The sequence below is a fragment of the Streptomyces oryzae genome (genome assembly GCF_017676365.1).
Lineage (GTDB): Bacteria > Actinomycetota > Actinomycetes > Streptomycetales > Streptomycetaceae > Streptomyces > Streptomyces oryzae.
Map to the genome: position 1 here is coordinate 46,703 of NZ_JADKMA010000007.1, position 15,797 is coordinate 62,499.

The window sequence follows — 15,797 nt, forward strand, 5'->3', positions numbered from 1 at the left end:
GGTGCAGAATTTAGAGGAAAGAACCGTGATGGTTCGGTTCTCCCGAGGAGGCCGCTCATGACCGCTCGCACCCCTGATGCCGAGCCGCTGTTGACCCCGGCTGAGGTTGCCACGATGTTCCGTGTGGACCCCAAGACGGTCACGCGCTGGGCAAAGGCGGGCAAGCTCACGTCCATCCGCACGCTCGGAGGACACCGCCGCTACCGCGAGGCGGAGGTTCGCGCACTGCTCGCGGGCATTCCGCAGCAGCGCAGCGAAGCCTGATCAGGGTTCCTGAGCAGGCGCAACAGCACCACACAGGGGCGTTTCCGGGGCCCCCACCCCACCGATCCGCCCACTGCGCACCACACGGCCAGGTCGCTGCCCCAACAGTGCTTGTCCGTTGATCGCGCTGGACTCCGCCGGGTCCAGCGCGATCTTTTTGTGCCCACCGGTTTCGCGGGAGCGTGGTGGCGCGCCGGCGGTTGATGGCGGAGTGTGTGGGTCCGCCCCGTCGTGTAGTGCAATTGCACATATTAAATTGAGGGCTTCTGAGGGGGCCTCAGGTTCCCCGCTGGTACGAGTCGGTTGGGTGACTCCCGTCACACTTGGGAAACCTTGCGGTGGTCCGCGCTTTTGGGGTAATGCGCCAACAGCTCGGCGCCGCCCCTCACTTGTGCTTCCGGCCGGCCGCGCGCGGAGCCGCCATCGCGAGGCGGAGCAGGCGGTGGCAGAGCGGGCAGTGCCGGGTCGCATGGTGCCGACGCCCACTTGCCGCGAAGTGGCTGCGCAGCAGCGCCCTCGCCTCCCGCCGCCCCGCATCGATGGGGTCCCTCCCCATGAGCCACCTCCTCCCCGGGCCAGGACTACCCATCGTCCCCGGGTCGTCAACACGGGAGGGGCTATTGGCTGGATGGTGCCCGCACGAAAAGGGCCCGGCAACCATTGGTTGCCGGGCCCCGCAAAAAAGAGGGCCCGCGAGTCGAACTCGCGGGCCTCTCGATCTCTGCGGTCCTGACGGGATTTGAACCCGCGGCCTCCACCTTGACAGGGTGGCGAGCACTCCAAACTGCTCCACAGGACCTCGCGAGATGGAACTCTACAGCAGGTCAGGCGTCCGGAGCGAACTCACTCTCAGCGACAGAACCCTCACGGTGCGGCGGCGTCCACCGCCTTCACGATCCGCTTGTCGGAGACGGGGTACGCGGTGCCCAGCGCGTGGGCGAAGTAGCTGACCCGCAGCTCCTCCAGCATCCACCGGATGTCCCGCGCGGCCTGTGGCACCGGCCGGCCCGGAGGAAACTGTTCCAGCAGCCACAGATACTCGTCCCGCATCTCATGGACCTTGGCCATCCGGGTCCGGTCACGCTCCACGTTGTGCGGGAGCTGCTGGAGGCGCCGGTCGGCGGCGACGAGATAGCGCATCAGGTCCGACAGCCGTCCGGCCCCGTGCTCGGTGACGAACCCAGGCTTGATCAGGCCGGCGAGCTGCTGCCGTACGTCCGCAACGGAGTCGGCCAGCACCGGGCTGGTCGTCGTCCGCAGCCGGCTCTCGCACGAGTGCCAGGCGGCCAGTACCTCCTGCACCTGGCGCACCGTACGCAAGGTGGCGTCCACCAGGTCGGCGCGTACGGCGTCGAACAGCTTGCGGAAGGACTCCTCGTCCCAGGCGGGGCCGCCGCGTGCGGCCACCAGCTGGTCGACGGTGGCCGCGACGCAGTCCTCGAAGAGGGCCTGCACGCTGCCGTGCGGGGAGCGGGATAGGGCCAGCTTCTGCTGGTTGTTCAGCTTCGACTGGGCGAACTTCGCGGGATCCGAGGGGACGTTGAGCAGGATGAGGCGCCGGGTGCCGCGCCACATGGCGGTGCGCTGCTCGGCCTCGGTGTCGTAGAGCCGTACGGCCACCGAGTCGCCCTCGTCCACCAGCGCCGGGTAGGCCCGCACCGGCTGGCCCGCGCGTCTGGTCTCGAACGTGCGGGGGAGCGAGCCGATCGTCCAGCTGGTGAGCCCTGTGCGCTGGAGGGCGGGCGCGGAGGCGGTTTCCGTGGCCGCTGAGGCGTCCGTGGCGGCCTTGCGGGCCTTGTTGCGGACTGCGCGCGCCGAGGAGTCGAACGCCTTGGAGATCGCCGTCTGCGTCTGCGACTTGAGCTGTATCTGGAGCGCCTCGATGTCCTTGCTCTCGGCGAGCTTGCGGCGGCGCTCGTCGGTCACCCGGAAGGTGATCTTCAAGTGGTCGGGGACCTTCGCCCAGTCGAAGTCCTGGGCCGCCACCGGGACGCCGACCATCCGCTTCAGCTCGCGGGCCAGCGTGTACGTCAGCGGCTCGTCCGGCGCGCCCGCGCCAGGCTGGTGCTGCTGCGCCCGGCGCAGGAACTCCTTGGCGTAGTTCGGCGCGGGGACGTAGTGCCGCCGGACCGCCTTGGGGAGGGACCGGATCAGCTCGGTGACCAGGTCCTCGCGCAGGCCCGGGATCTGCCAGTCGAAGCCCTCGCCCGTGACCTGGTTGAGCACCTGGAGCGGTACGTGCACCGTCACGCCGTCCGCGTCCGTGCCCGGCTCGAACTGGTACGTCACCGGGAGGGCGAGGCCGCCCTGCCGCCACACGTCCGGGTAGTCGGCGGCGGAGATCTCCTCGGCGCGGTCGCTGATGAGCATCGACTTCTCGAAGTTGAGCAGGTCGGGCTCTTCGCGGCGCTTCTTCTTCCACCAGGAGTCGAAGTGCGCCCCGGAGACGACGTGTTCGGGTACGCGCTGGTCGTAGAAGTCGTACAGCGTCTCGTCGTCCACCAGGATGCCGCGGCGCCGGGCGCGGTGCTCCAGCTCCTCGACCTCGTCCAGCAGCTTGCGGTTGTCCTGGAAGAACTGGTGGTGGGTGCGCCAGTCGCCCTCGACCAGCGCGTTGCGGATGAACAGGTCGCGGGAGGTCTCCGGGTCGATGCGGCCGTAGTTGACCTTCCGCTGCGCGACGACGGGCACGCCGTACAGCGTCACCCGCTCGTAGGCCAGCACCGCCGCCTGCTTCTGCTCCCAGTGCGGCTCGCTGTACGTCCGTTTGACCAGATGGCCGGCCAGCGGCTCGATCCACTCCGGCTCGATCTTCGCGTTCACCCGGGCCCACAGCCGGGAGGTCTCGACCAGCTCGGCTGACATCAGCCAGCGCGGGGGCTTCTTGAACAGCGCCGAGCCCGGGAAGACCGCGAACTTCGCGCTGCGGGCGCCCAGATACTCGTTCTTCTCGGTGTCCTTGAGGCCGATATGGGACAGCAGCCCCGCAAGCAGCGCCTGATGGATCGCGTCCGGCGACGGCTCCTGGGCCTGGTCCTCGCTCAGCCGGATCTTCATCGTCCTGGCGACCTGGCGCAGCTGGGAGTAGATGTCCTGCCACTCGCGTATCCGCAGATAGTTGAGGAACTCCGCCTTGCACATCCGGCGGAAGGCGGACGAGGACAGCTCCCGCTGCTGCTCGCGTACATACCGCCACAGGTTGAGGAACGCCAGGAAGTCGCTGGTCTCCTCCTTGAAGCGGGCGTGCTGCTGGTCGGCCTGCTGCTGCTTGTCCGAGGGGCGCTCGCGCGGGTCCTGGATGGAGAGCGCCGCCGCGATCACCATCACCTCGTGTGCGCAGCCGTGCTTGTCGGCCTCCAGCACCATCCGGGCCAGCCGCGGGTCGACGGGCAGCTGGGCGAGGCGGCGGCCCAGCTGGGTCAGCTTCCGCTTCTGCCCCTGCTGCTTGTCGAGCGCGCCCAGCTCCTCCAGCAGCTGCACGCCCGCCTTGATGCTGCGGTGGTCCGGCGGGTCGATGAACGGGAACTTCTCGATCTCCCCCAGGTCGGCTGCCGTCATCTGGAGAATGACGGAGGCCAGGTTGGTGCGCAGGATCTCCGGGTCGGTGAACTCCGGCCGGGTGAGGAAGTCCTCCTCCGAATACAGCCGGATGCAGATGCCGTCCGACGTACGCCCCGAGCGGCCCTTGCGCTGGTTGGCGCTCGCCTGGCTGATCCGCTCGATCGGCAGCCGCTGCACCTTCGTGCGGTGGCTGTAGCGCGAGATGCGGGCCGTGCCCGGATCGATGACGTACTTGATGCCGGGGACGGTCAGCGACGTCTCCGCCACGTTGGTGGCCAGCACGATGCGGCGGCCCGGATGCGGCTGGAAGACGCGGTGCTGCTCGGCGTTGGACAGGCGTGCGTAGAGGGGCAGCACTTCGACGGGGCTGCCGGGGCGCGGGCCTTTGCCTTCGCGGGTGAACTTCTTCTCCAGCGCGTCCGCCGTGTCCCGGATCTCCCGCTCACCGGAGAGGAACACCAGGATGTCGCCGGGCCCTTCGGCGTGCAGCTCGTCCACGGCGTCGCAGATCGCGGTGATCTGGTCCCGGTCGGGCGCCGCGGAGCCCTCCTCGTCCTCGTCCAGCAGCGGCCGGTAGCGGACCTCGACCGGATACGTACGGCCGCTGACCTCCACGATCGGTGCGTCGCCGAAGTGCCGGGAGAACCGCTCCGGGTCGATCGTCGCCGAGGTGATGATCACCTTGAGGTCGGGCCGCCTGGGCAGCAGCTGTGCGAGATAGCCGAGCAGGAAGTCGATGTTGAGGGACCGCTCGTGCGCCTCGTCGATGATGATCGTGTCGTACTGGCGCAGCTCACGGTCCTGCTGGATCTCGGCCAGCAGGATGCCGTCGGTCATCAGCTTGACCAGCGTGTCGTCCCTCACCTGGTCGGTGAAGCGCACCTTCCAGCCGACCGCCTCGCCCAGCTGCGAGCCCAGCTCCTCCGCCACCCGCTCGGCGACCGTACGCGCCGCGATCCGGCGCGGCTGGGTGTGACCGATCACACCCTGAATGCCGCGGCCGAGCTCCATGCAGATTTTCGGGATCTGCGTCGTCTTGCCGGAACCGGTCTCGCCCGCGACGATCACCACCTGGTGATCGCGGACGGCCTCGAGGATCGCGTCCTTCTTCTGGCTGACGGGCAGCTGCTCGGGATACGTGATCCGCGGAACCGCCGCACGGCGGGCGGCCACGCGCAGCTCGGAGGCGTCCATCGCAGCCGAGATCTCCGCGAGGACGGCCGCGCGGGCCTCGGACTTGCGGATTTTCCGCGCCCCCGCGAGACGGCGGGCCAGCCGGTGCTGGTCGCCGAGCATGAGGTGCGGGATGCGCGCTGTCAGTTCCTGGGGAGAGGGGGCGGGGGTCTGGGTGGAAGTCGACATACCACGCCAAGGATCGCACCCGCGGGGAGCCGGTGGCGAACGGTTTGCAACCGGTGGCGCGGCTTCCGCGTCGCTGTACGCAATGAAACCGGGTGGGACGGACGGGACAGGCGGGGGAGACGGGGCCGGGGTGAAAGGCAGTGTGACGGCACGCCGCAGGCGGTGGGTGCAGGGCACCATGCTCGCCTGCGTGCTGGCGCTGCTCCCCGCGACCTGGATGCGGCTGAGCACCGACGGCCGCATCCGTGAGGGCGTCGCGGACGCGCCCAGCGCCCCGGTGGCTCTCGTTTTCGGCGCCGGCCTGTGGGACGGCGAGCCCTCCCCCTATCTCGCGCACCGCCTCGACACCGCGGCCCGGCTCTACCGCGCCGGCAAGGTCCGCGTCCTGCTGGTCTCGGGCGACAACAGCCGCCGCGACTACGACGAACCCGGCGCCATGCGCGACTACCTCACCGACCGCGGCGTCCCCTCCTCCCGCATCGTCGCCGACTACGCGGGCTTCGACACCTGGGACTCGTGCGCACGCGCGGCCCGCGTCTTCGGAGTGCACCGGGCGCTGCTGGTCAGCCAGGACTACCACCTGCGCCGCGCCGCCGCACTGTGCCGGGCCGCCGGCGTCGACTCCTACGGCGTCCCCGTGCGCGAGCCGCGGGACGCGACCTGGTACGCGGGCGGGCTGCGCGAGCTGCCGGGCGCGGTGAAGGCGGCGTACGACGCGGCCCTCACCCCCGACCCGCACTTCCTCGGCCCCCGCGAACCCGGCGTACGGCGCGCCCTCGCCGAGTCCGCGCAGCACAGCGGCAGCGAGGGCGACCACGGCAGCCACCACTCGAAGAAACCGCGAGAAAGCGACAGACAGCCATGACATCAACGGGGACCAGCACCGGCGGCGAGCTCTCGGCCGAGGAGCGCAAGTACCGCAGCGCCGCCGAGGAGGGCGACGCGGCGGACAAGCAGGCGTACGGCGAGTACCTGGTCGGCAGAGGGCGCGTGGACGACGCCGTTCCGTGGCTGGAGGAGGCGGCCAGGGGCGGCGACGCGCGGGCCGCGCGGCTGCGGGCGGTCACCGCGAAGGACCGCGGCCAGTACACGGTCGCCGACTACTGGTACCGCACCGCGGCCGAGCGGGACGGCGACTGCGCGTTCGGGCTCGCGGAGCTGCTGCTGGAGCGGCTGGACGACCCCGAGGGCGCCGCCGAGTGGTACGCGAAGGGCGCGGAGCTCGGCAGCGTCAAGTGCCGCACCAACGGCGCCCTCCTCCTGCTGCGCCAGGGCCGTACGGAAGAGGCCAGGTCGGAGCTGGACGAGGCGGCGCCGTACGACCACGTCGCCGACCACATAGAGGACCGGCTGATCGACCTGGGCGCCCGGCTCGATCGCTACGAGGACCGGATCGCCGAGCTCGCCGCACTACGTGCGCTGCCGCCCGAGGAACGCTCCGAGGACCTCGACGAGCAGATGGAGGAGTTCCTGGAGCTGGAGCCCTTCTCCGAACTGCACACGGAGCCCGAGTGGTTCACCTCCTACCCGTCCTTCCTCCCGGACGCGGAGAGGGTGTACGAGAAGGCGCAGGCGCTCGGCGACCCGCGCACGGACCACTGGCACGCGCTCCTCCACTACAACCTCGACCGGTACGAGGACGCCTGCCGGGTGCTGGAGGACGGGCTGCGCCGGTATCCGGACTCCCGGCTGCTGGCCCGCACCCTCAGCGCCGTACACCTCCAGTACGGCGAGCTGGAGAAGTACGAGGCGTCGCTGCTGCCCGGCGCCGAGGCAGGCGACCGCGTCCAGCAGCGGCGGCTCGGCTCCTACTACCGCGACCAGTGGCGGCTGGCCGAGGCCCGCCGCTGGCTGGAGGCCGCCGACGAGGGCACCGAGGGAGACGACGACTTCTACGAGGACGCCGCCGACTGCCTGGAGGACCTGGAGGAGGCCGAGCAGAGCACGCCGCCCGCGCTCGGCGACGAGGAGGAGCCCCGGCTGGCCGAGCTCCACGAGGCCGCCGAGTCCGGCGACCCGGCCGCCGATCTGGAGCTCGGCCGCCTGATGCAGCGGCTGTGCCGCTTCCCGGAGGCCGTACGGCACTACAAGCGCGCCGCCGCCGACCCCGACAACCCGCAGGCCCCCGCCGCCTCGTACGCGCTCGGCCGCATGCTGCACGAGGAGTGCGGCGCCCACGAGAAGGCGGTCGTCCCCCTCTACCTGCCCGCGGCCAAGGCGGGCGACCTGGACGCGATCGAGGGACTGGGCGCGCTGTACGTACGGCTGGACGAGCCGGTCAAGGCGGAGCCGTGGCTGCGCAAGGCGGCCAGGTTCGGGCGCGCCGACGCCGCCAGCTGGGTCGGCAACCGGGTCGGTGACGACTACGGCGACATGGAAGAGGCCGTCCGCTGGTGGACCCGTGCCGCGAAGGGCGGACGGGTCTGGTACGGCTGGCGCGCCGGTATGCAGCTCGTGCGGTGGAAGCGGTACGCGGAGGCGGAGGGGCTGCTGCGGCTCGCCTGGACGGGCCGCGAGGAGAAGGACCCGCTGCACGAGGCCGCGTACTGGCTGGGGCGGGCGCTGCGCGGACAGGGCAGGGCCGAGGAGGCGGTGGAGTGGCTGCGCACCGCGCGCGACGTGCACCACATCGTGCGGCTCGGCTACAGCGGCTTCATGCTCACCTCGCTCTTCGACCCCTCGATGGAGCTGGCGGAGGCGCTGGTGAACGACGTCGCGACGCAGGAGGCGTACGCGGAGGCCGAGGCGCTGCTCGCGCCCGTACTGGAGGACTCGCCCAAGCACCGCACCGCGCGGTATCTGCTGGCCCGCATCGCGGAGCAGCGCGGTGACCTGGACGCGGCGCGGGACCACATCGAGCAGGCGTACACCCCGAAGGACGAGCAGACCGGACCGCTGCTGACGGCGGAGGAGGTGGCGGGCGTCCTTCGGCGCGTACTGGGCTGAACGGGCCGGCCGGCCGCGCCCCGTTAGGGTGGCGGCATGCACGGTGGCGAGCGGACGACACGAGGCGAACGGCAAGCCCTCGCCGTCCTCGTGGCGCTGCTGCTCGCCCTGTGCGGAGCCGTCCACCTGACGGGCGGAGCGGCCGCCTCCGGCACAACCACCGTCTCCGCCTCCGCGCCCGCCGCCGATGCGGGGCCCTCCCACTGCCACAAGTCGAAGGACGGCGGCGGCGCGCTTCCGGCGGCGCCCGCCGCCGGCCAGCAGCAACTGCTGCCTCTCGCGCTCCCGGCCTGTCTGACCCCGCAGTCGCACAGCGTGATCGGCGCGGCGCACGCACGCCCGCCCGTGCGCGGTCCCGCGCCGATACCGCCCCCCACTCCTGTCGAACTCTCCGTACTGCGCGTATAGCGGCCCCGGTTCGCCGCATTCCGCATTCGCCGTACACGCAGTACAGGAGACTTTCGCATGCCGTCGAACGGGCAGAGCAAGAAGCAGAACCAGAACCAGAACCAGAACCAGAGCAACAAGAGCAACAAGAGCAAGAATCAGAGCAAGAACAAGGGAATCGTCATCGGCGCGCTCGTCGCCGTCGCCGCGCTGCTCGCGGGCTGGCTGTCGCAGTACGCCGTCGGCGGGAACGGCGCCGACTCCCGCGACGCCAACGGCAACGCCACCGTCGAGGGCCGCTCCGACGACACCGCAGCCGGCGACCCCGCGCTGCTGAAGCTCGCGCGGCGCAGCGCCGACGACCCGTTCGCGCGGGGCGACAAGGACGCGCCCGTCGTGATGATCGAGTACGCCGACTTCGGCTGCTCGTTCTGCGGCAAGTTCGCGCGGGACACCGAGCCGAAGCTGGTCGAGAAGTACGTCGAGAAGGGCCTGCTGCGCATCGAGTGGCGCAACTACCCCGTCTTCGGCAAGGGTTCCGAACGCGCCGCGCTGGCGAGCTACGCGGCGGGACAGCAGGGCCGGTTCTGGCAGTTCTACAAGGCCGTCTACGCCGACAAGGGCAACGAGAAGAGCTCCTTCACCACCGGCCACCTGCACGAACTCGCCGAGCAGGCGGGCGTGAAGGACCTCGACCGCTTCGACCGCGACCGGGCGGGCAAGGCCGCCAGGAAGCTGCTCGACAAGGACCGCAACGAGGCGTACGGGCTGGGCGCCGCCGCCACCCCGGCCTTCCTCGTCAACGGACAGCCGATCTCAGGTGCCCAGCCGGACGAGGTCTTCACCGACGCCATCGAACGCGCGGCGACAGCGGCCAAGAAGACCGACAAGCCCGGCCGGTCCGGCGACGAGGGCTGACGGGGACTGACGAGGGATGGACGTCGGATATCTGGCCGCCTTCCTCGGCGGCCTCCTCGCCCTGCTCAGCCCGTGCAGCGCCCTGCTGCTGCCCGCGTTCTTCGCGTACTCGATCGACTCGGCAGGACGGCTGGTCGCCCGTACCGGGATCTTCTACCTCGGTCTGGCCACGACGCTGGTCCCGCTGGGCGCGGCCGGTTCCTTCGCCGGACGGCTGTTCTACGGGCACCGCGAGCTGCTGGTCTCGGCGGGCGGCTGGCTGATCATCGCGCTCGGGCTGGCCCAGATCGTGGGCCTCGGCTTCGCGCCGCGCCGGCTGGCGGAGGTCTCGGGCCGGATCCGCCCCACGACGGTGCTGTCCGTCTATGCGCTGGGCGCGGTCTACGGGCTGGCCGGTTTCTGTGCGGGCCCCATTCTCGGCAGTGTGCTGACGGTCGCCGCCGTGCACGGCAACCCGGTGTACGGCGGGGTGCTGCTGGCGGTGTACGCGCTGGGCATGGCCGTACCGCTGTTCGTGCTCGCGCTGCTGTGGGAGCGGTTCGAGCTGGGCCGGCGGCGCTGGCTGCGGGGGCGGGAGCTGCGGCTCGGCGGCCGGCTGCGGCTGCACTCCACCTCGCTGCTGTCGGGGCTGTTCTTCGTGCTGCTGGGCACCCTCTTCCTCGCCTTCGACGGGGCGGCCGGGCTGCCCGGGCTGACGGATGTGGACGGCGCCTTCGCCGCGGAGAGCTGGGCCCGGCGCGCGGGCGACGCGGTACCGGACGGCGCCCTGGTGGCGGGGCTGGTGCTGGTGGCGGGTGCGGTGCCGGCGGTACGGGCAGTACGGGCGGTACGAGGGAGCCGCAGGGGGCGCCCGGATACGTAGCGTCAGGCCGGATACGTAGCGTCAGGCGCGCACGGTCCGCGTCGAGTGACGCGCCGGGTCGAGCGCGTCGAAGGACACGCTTCCCGCGGCGAGCAGTCCGCGCTGCGGGATGCGGAAGCCGCCGAGCGCCGCTTGCCGAGGCAGCGGGCCGGGCGGGCCGAGGTCGGCACCGCGCAACCGGGCACGGCCATCGGTCAGGGGCCAGACGTACTCCGGCACGAGACGGAAAGTCTGCCCGTTCGGCATGCGCCCGGTGAGGGCGAGTGGCCCGGTGTGCAGCAGGGTTCCCGCCGCGGGGCCGAGGAGCGAGAGCACGGCGCCGCGATCCAGGAATCGGCGCGGAAGCCGCCGGGCCACCGCTGTGAGGGCGCTGCTGAGGCGGGTCGCGCCGACCACCATTTCCCAGTCCAGGTCGGGGTCTTCGGAGGTGATGCGGAGGCGGTCCGGCTGCGGCCAGTCGATCCGCAGGTCACTGCGGCGGGACTCGGCCGAGACGGCTCCGGCGTAGCGGGCACAGCTGAGACCGGGCGTCGCGGTGGACCAGAACTCCCAGCTTCCGTCCGGTGCCCGGTGCCAGACGGAGGTGTACCCCGGTCCGACCGAGGAGAGCGGGAAACGCCGCATGCCCAGCACGTGACCGGAGGCGAACGGCAGGCCGATCACCCCATAACCGCTGAACCGCTCGCGCTCGCCTGCGGGCAGGCCCGTGGCGCGCTCCACCGCCTCGGCCACGTCCCTGGGCGCCTCTCGATCACCCACCACCTGCTCCTCGCACCGGCGCGGCCGCAGGCTGACGGCCCGTCCTCCGGACGGCTTCCCGCGGCCTCCTGCTTCCATGGTGGGCCGGGACATGCGTGGTCGCCAATCCACAAAGGCCCCGAGAAGTGATCTTCTCGGGGCCTTCTGCCCTGCTCAGGGCGACTGTGGCTGGGGCCGGGGTCGAACCGGCGACCTTCCGCTTTTCAGGCGGACGCTCGTACCAACTGAGCTACCCAGCCGGGTCCGGGGGTGGAGCCCCGGTCCACACGGCCATCAAGAGGGCGAAGCGACTTGATGGCAGCGGTCCTGACGGGATTTGAACCCGCGGCCTCCACCTTGACAGGGTGGCGAGCACTCCAAACTGCTCCACAGGACCAAGCGTTTGTGCGAGCTCCAGTCTCGCACAGTGCGACGCGTGCTCCCAACCACTTTCGTGGGTCTTGCGGGGCTTCCCAGCAGGGGTGACGTCGCCGGAAAAGAGTAACAGACCCCGTGGGGCGCCCCGAACCGTTACCGGCAGGAGGTGCCGGCCGCGCTCCGTTCGGCGGCCGTGGCCCGCCACTCGCGGCCGAGGGCCAGGAGCATCTGCTGGTAGATCCCCACGTACCGGAACGGCTTGATGCCCGCCATGTAGAGGGTGCCGAAGGGCCCGTTCGGCTTGACCAGCACAGCCATCTGGCCGCGGTAGCCGCCCGGGGCCCTGGTGTCCTGGACCCAGCCGATGTGCATCACTCCGTGCACCGTCCGGTTGGCCATCTCGGCGACCCATTCGTCGTCGGTCCGGTAGACGGAGAGGAACGGGATCGGGACGCCCTTGACGTCGGGACCCCGCGGTGCCTCGAGGAGGTCTGCGGGAAGCCGGTCCCGCAGGGTCGGGACGCGGGCGCCGAGGCCCGTGTCGGGGCGGTCCCAGCCCAGGAGCTCGCCGAGCTTCCAGCGGACCGCGAACAGGGCGCGGGAGACGGGGGTGGAGCTGTGCGCCCCGGAGCCGTTGGCCATCTGGTCGACAAGGTGGGGGAAGTCGTCCGGTCCGCCGGGGGTCGGTACCCGCCAGACGTCCTCGACCTTGAAGTCGGGAGCGATCTCGTGGATCCGCCAGGGGTGGGAGGTGTGCGCGGTACGGGGAAGTCTCACGGTCGGCCTCTTCTCTATACGGCTCCGTATAGATCCAGGTTAGCCCACATGTACGGGGGCGTATACAGATTCGGCCACAAGGAGCGAGGACTGTCTCCGGGCACAAAAAAGGCCCTGCTACCCACGTTTCCGCAGGTGACAGGGCGTTGTTACGGTGCCCCCAACGGGATTCGAACCCGTGCTACCGCCTTGAAAGGGCGGCGTCCTGGGCCGCTAGACGATGAGGGCGAAACGGCCGACCGAGCGCCTGAACAGTGCTTCAGCAGGCTCCGGCAGCATATGGGATGCACGGACCGTTCGCCAAAACATATCCGGGCGGCGGCTGTCCGCCCTCTGGCGCCCGCCTCTCGTCCTCCCCCCGTAGCCCCCCGAGTCCCGACGCACCTCAGCGGCCGGTCGCCGGACTGGTGGCGGTGGGGCTCGACGAGGGGGAGGGCGACGGCGAGGGGGAGGAGCCGGGCTTTATGTCCCCCGGCAGGTGTCGCGAGACCTCCGCCTTGGAGAGCCCGAGGCCGCCCAGATCGATCTCGTCCCACGCCTGCAGCCGGTTGCTGTCCCGGTCCAGGTAGAGCACGGACGCCTGCACCTTGTCCGGGGTCTCGCCCTCGACGGCCCGCAGCCCGCTGCCGCCCGTCGAGCCCTCGATCATCAGCCGGGTGTCGTGCGGCAGCACCTGTGTGCTCCGGTTGTGGGTGTGCCCGGCCAGGGTCAGCGGCACCAGGCCGTCGGTCTGCTTGGCCAGCACCGGGTTGTGACCCACCGCGATGTCCACCGGCGTACCGGCGGCCCGCTGCCCGCGCAGGGTGCCGGCCAGCCGCCGGCCCTCCGCCCGCTCCGCCGGGTCCCCCTCGGGCTTGACCGAGCGGTCCGGGGTGAACTGCGGGTCGCCCCAGCCGGAGATCCGCAGGCCGGCGACGTTCACCGGGACGCCCTCGTCCAGCACGTGCACCCGGGAGCCGCGCTTGCCGGCCAGCTTCTCCATGGCCTTCTGGGTGGTGGCCGAGTCGTGGTTGCCGCGTACCCATACGTACGGTGCGCCCAGGTCGGGGATGGGTTGCAGGAAGCCGTTCTCGGGGGCCGTGCCGTGGTCCATGGTGTCGCCGGTGTCGACGATCACGTCGATCTTGTACTGCTCGACCAGCGACCGGATGATGTGCCAGGCGGCCGGGTTGAGGTGGATGTCCGAGACGTGCAGCACCCGCGTCGTCGAGGGATCGGGCTGATAGGCCGGGAGGGTGGAGGCCGCGTCGTAGAGCTTGGTGACGTTGGTGACCAGGCGGGCCAACTCCTTCTGGTAGACGTCGAACTCGGTGGCGATGCTGCGCGCGTTGCCCACCACCGAGGGGGCGCTCGCCAACAGCCCGGAGAACTTCGGCTCCAGCACCGACTTCGGGTTCCACGTCGCCGCCGCCGTCGCGCCGCAGGCCACCAGCAGCGCGAGGGAGAGGCCGCCCGCCGCGAGGGCCCTGCGGGGGCGGCGGTAGACGGCGAGGGCGAGCGCGCAGGAGCCGGTCAGCACCGCGACGGCCGAGCGCACCCCCAGATCGAGCGCCCCCGAGCGGACGTCGCCGGAGATCTCGTCCTCCAGGCCCTCGATCCGCTCCGGATGGTCCACGAGCGCCGCGGCGCGCTCCTGGTCGAGCTGGTCGACGTCGACGTCCAGCCGCAGCGGCGCGGTGTGGCTGTGCAGCTCCAGTGCGCCCAGCGGGGAGACGTTGACCTTGGTCCCGCCGGCGAGCGAGGGGCGCAGCGTCATCGTCGTGTCCACGGGACCGACGGGCGTTTGCACGCTGCCCACGGCGAGCAGCCCCAGCCAGGCTCCCAGCAGCGTGACGACGACCAGACCGGCGGCGCGTTGGTAGGGCCTCGGGTGGCGGGTTGCGGCGGACAGCCGGGCGGCGAACCGTCGGAACCGGCTCCCCGCGGCCCGCGACGGCTTGGTGACAACGCTGGCCATGAGGGCCCGTATGCCCTTTGCGCGGCATTCGTATGCCGTACGTACACCGGGAAGAAAAGGATCCGGAGAAGGAGCGTGCCTCCGCCCGGAGGAGGCCGGAAAAGGAGGGTGCCTCGGCCCGGAAGGGATGATGCCCGAGCCGGGATGCTGGCCGACAATGGGCGGGTGCTGGAGATGACGCGTGAGGAGTTCGAGGAGCTGGTCGCCGAAGCCCTCGACCGGATACCGCCGGAGCTGACCAGGCTCATGGACAACGTCGCGGTGTTCGTGGAGGACGAGCCTCCGGCGAGCGATCCCGAGCTGCTCGGTCTCTACGAGGGGACGCCGCTGACCGAGCGGGGCGAGTGGTACGCGGGCGTGCTGCCGGACCGCATCACCATCTACCGGGGGCCGACCCTGCGGATGGTCGAGCGGGAGAGCAACCGGGAGAGCGACCAGGAGGGCGGCGACGGGGGAGGCCGGGAGGGGGTCGTGGAGGAGGTCGAGATCACCGTCGTCCACGAGATCGCGCACCACTTCGGCATCGACGACGACAGGCTGCACGCCCTCGGGTACGGGTGAGCGGCGCCCTGGGTGGCGGCGTCCGGCGGCGCTCCGCGCAACGACGCGCGCCGTCCCGGGCGCCGTCGGCGCCGTGCGGCGTGACCTGTTGGGGTGAAGGGAAGTTGGGCATGGCACTTGCCCGAAGCCCCGCCGCAGTCCCGCTGCAGTCCCGCGCAGGAGGTCCCACCGTGCGCCGATCCCGTACCGCTGCGCCCACCCCCACCGCCGTCGCGCGGACGACGACCGCAGGGGCGCTGATACTCGCGGCGGTCTCCACCCTCAGCGGCTGTATGACGGTGCAGGGCGCCGGCGACACCGGTGAGGGCACCACCCCGGTGGGAAGCCGCGCGGACGACAACGGCGGGGCCGCCGAGCCCGAGGGCGGGCTGGACGGGACCGGGTACCGGAACGGTCACACCCATGGCGGGGACTCCGGCGCCGACGGGCGCAGGGGCCGGGAGCGCGGGCGGCACGATGAGCACGCGAAGCGCGGTGCGGACGGTGACGGCGCACGCGCCGGGGACCGGGACGGCGCCGACGGAGAGCCCACCTCCTCCGCCGGGCCCGACGCCGGCTCGTCGCCGGGCGGCGACCGGAACCGGCCCAGGCCCCGGCCGAGCGGGGACGGCGGCGGCTCGGGCGGCTCCGGGAGCGGGGGCGGAGACGGCGGCGGCCCGGGCACACCGACCAGCTCGCCCAGCCCCACGTCCAGCGCGCCCGACCCGGACCCCTCACCGACCCGGACCACTGCCTCGCCCACCCGCTCCGACAGCTTCGCCCGCCGCGCCCAGCCCAGCCCGGCCTGAGGGCGGACCGGGCCGGCCGGGCCCGGGCCCGGCCGGCCCGAGGGGATGGGCCGGCGCGTGGGGATCGGCCGGGTGGTGGACCGGGTGCGGACCGGGTGCGGACCGGGGCTCGTTTGCGCGTTGCTCCGGGGCTCGTTTGCGCGTTGCTCTCGGAGCCGCGTATGCTGGTAGATCGTTTGATCCCATTTGCCCGGCGCCGTCAGCACAGCGCGCCGTGTGGCGCGTTCTCTCTGGCCGTGGCTGACCGCATCGAGGCGGTTCTTTGCGAATTTCACGGAGTTATGGGCGCGTGCCGAAA

General features: G+C 71.4%; 13 protein-coding genes and 4 tRNA genes. 8 read left to right on the forward strand and 9 right to left on the reverse strand.

Annotated elements, in window-relative coordinates:
- Window positions 1–57: 57 nt before the first annotated feature.
- The gene (bldC, locus tag ITI46_RS02595) at window positions 58–264 is read left to right on the forward strand and encodes a developmental transcriptional regulator BldC (RefSeq protein ID WP_003949541.1); all 207 of its coding nucleotides are present in this window, start codon (window positions 58–60) and stop codon (window positions 262–264) included.
- A 385-nt stretch (window positions 265–649) separates the two neighbouring features.
- Here bldC and ITI46_RS02600 read toward each other — a convergent pair whose 3' ends face one another.
- The 3 genes from ITI46_RS02600 to hrpA form a co-directional block, all read right to left on the reverse strand.
- A complete protein-coding gene (locus ITI46_RS02600) occupies window positions 650–820 on the reverse strand; it encodes a DUF6274 family protein (protein WP_209237710.1) in 171 nt (56 codons plus the stop codon).
- Between the two features lie 168 nt (window positions 821–988).
- Window positions 989–1,063: transfer RNA gene (locus ITI46_RS02605), tRNA-Asp, on the reverse strand.
- Between the two features lie 65 nt (window positions 1,064–1,128).
- Complete coding sequence (gene hrpA, locus ITI46_RS02610) at window positions 1,129–5,187, reverse strand: ATP-dependent RNA helicase HrpA (RefSeq protein WP_209237711.1); 4,059 nt, start codon at window positions 5,185–5,187, stop codon at window positions 1,129–1,131.
- A 178-nt stretch (window positions 5,188–5,365) separates the two neighbouring features.
- On the opposite strand from hrpA, the gene ITI46_RS02615 reads away from it, so the two are divergent.
- From ITI46_RS02615 to ITI46_RS02635, 5 genes are read left to right on the forward strand one after another with little or no spacing between them, the layout of a single operon-like run.
- Window positions 5,366–6,052 (forward strand): SanA/YdcF family protein, encoded by a 687-nt coding sequence (locus ITI46_RS02615; protein ID WP_209237738.1) that lies wholly within the window; start codon window positions 5,366–5,368, stop codon window positions 6,050–6,052.
- Window positions 6,049–8,133, forward strand: coding sequence for a tetratricopeptide repeat protein (locus ITI46_RS02620; protein WP_209237712.1), 2,085 nt, complete (start codon window positions 6,049–6,051; stop codon window positions 8,131–8,133). The genes ITI46_RS02615 and ITI46_RS02620 overlap by 4 nt, the downstream gene beginning before the upstream one ends.
- 36 nt (window positions 8,134–8,169) lie before the next feature.
- On the forward strand, window positions 8,170–8,541 hold the full coding sequence (locus ITI46_RS02625) for a hypothetical protein (RefSeq protein ID WP_209237713.1): 372 nt from the start codon (window positions 8,170–8,172) through the stop codon (window positions 8,539–8,541).
- A 57-nt stretch (window positions 8,542–8,598) separates the two neighbouring features.
- Window positions 8,599–9,438 (forward strand): DsbA family protein, encoded by an 840-nt coding sequence (locus ITI46_RS02630; protein WP_209237714.1) that lies wholly within the window; start codon window positions 8,599–8,601, stop codon window positions 9,436–9,438.
- Window positions 9,439–9,454: 16 nt separating this feature from the next.
- Window positions 9,455–10,300, forward strand: a complete 846-nt coding sequence (locus tag ITI46_RS02635; protein ID WP_209237715.1) for a cytochrome c biogenesis CcdA family protein — start codon at window positions 9,455–9,457, stop codon at window positions 10,298–10,300.
- A 21-nt stretch (window positions 10,301–10,321) separates the two neighbouring features.
- Here the strand turns inward: ITI46_RS02635 and ITI46_RS02640 are convergent, their stop codons facing one another.
- The 6 genes from ITI46_RS02640 to ITI46_RS02665 form a co-directional block, all read right to left on the reverse strand.
- The gene (locus ITI46_RS02640; RefSeq protein ID WP_209237716.1) at window positions 10,322–11,059 is read right to left on the reverse strand and encodes a hypothetical protein; all 738 of its coding nucleotides are present in this window, start codon (window positions 11,057–11,059) and stop codon (window positions 10,322–10,324) included.
- A gap of 165 nt (window positions 11,060–11,224) precedes the next feature.
- Window positions 11,225–11,298: transfer RNA gene (locus ITI46_RS02645), tRNA-Phe, on the reverse strand.
- Window positions 11,299–11,360: 62 nt separating this feature from the next.
- Window positions 11,361–11,435 (reverse strand) — tRNA-Asp (locus tag ITI46_RS02650).
- 134 nt (window positions 11,436–11,569) lie between these two features.
- The gene (locus ITI46_RS02655; RefSeq protein WP_209237717.1) at window positions 11,570–12,193 is read right to left on the reverse strand and encodes a DUF2867 domain-containing protein; all 624 of its coding nucleotides are present in this window, start codon (window positions 12,191–12,193) and stop codon (window positions 11,570–11,572) included.
- Window positions 12,194–12,348: 155 nt separating this feature from the next.
- A tRNA-Glu gene (locus tag ITI46_RS02660) sits at window positions 12,349–12,421 on the reverse strand.
- 157 nt (window positions 12,422–12,578) lie between these two features.
- Window positions 12,579–14,150 (reverse strand): metallophosphoesterase family protein, encoded by a 1,572-nt coding sequence (locus tag ITI46_RS02665; protein ID WP_209237718.1) that lies wholly within the window; start codon window positions 14,148–14,150, stop codon window positions 12,579–12,581.
- 174 nt (window positions 14,151–14,324) lie between these two features.
- On the opposite strand from ITI46_RS02665, the gene ITI46_RS02670 reads away from it, so the two are divergent.
- Together ITI46_RS02670 and ITI46_RS02675 are read left to right on the forward strand one after the other, a co-directional pair.
- Window positions 14,325–14,711, forward strand: a complete 387-nt coding sequence (locus tag ITI46_RS02670) for a metallopeptidase family protein (protein WP_209237739.1) — start codon at window positions 14,325–14,327, stop codon at window positions 14,709–14,711.
- A gap of 170 nt (window positions 14,712–14,881) precedes the next feature.
- Window positions 14,882–15,499 (forward strand): hypothetical protein, encoded by a 618-nt coding sequence (locus ITI46_RS02675; protein ID WP_209237719.1) that lies wholly within the window; start codon window positions 14,882–14,884, stop codon window positions 15,497–15,499.
- Window positions 15,500–15,797: the final 298 nt, after the last annotated feature.